The organism is Amphritea pacifica (assembly GCF_016924145.1).
Lineage (GTDB): Bacteria > Pseudomonadota > Gammaproteobacteria > Pseudomonadales > Balneatricaceae > Amphritea > Amphritea pacifica.
Map to the genome: position 1 here is coordinate 1 of NZ_JAFFZO010000162.1, position 348 is coordinate 348.

Genomic DNA, 348 nt, shown 5'->3' on the forward strand with positions numbered 1-348 from the left:
TATAGCATTCGATAGCACTGAGCTGGCGGTGATAAAACTCAATGATATTCAGATCCAGGTCGATATTTTTCTGCACGGACTCATCGGCAAACTTATGACGCATCTGCTCCCGGGCATTGGGGTAGCGTAGATTCAGGTTGTTAGGTGGCAGGTTGTACTGACTGGTGGTGTTTTTGACATGGGCTTTCAGGTCGGCACCGTGCCTGACAATGCGGGTACGTCGACGTAGCAGATCACGGGTCGCCCTCATTTCAGCGGGATATACATAGGCTAAGGGAAAGTTTCCGCCACGAATTAAGTGCGCGATTTTGTATGAGTCGATCCGGTCATTTTTAGCTTTCCCTCCAT

Annotated in this window: 1 pseudogene; it reads right to left on the reverse strand. The window is 49.4% G+C overall.

From position 1 onward, the window contains the following. A pseudogene (locus JW499_RS21895) lies at positions 1-348 on the reverse strand (IS110 family transposase); the annotation flags it as partial.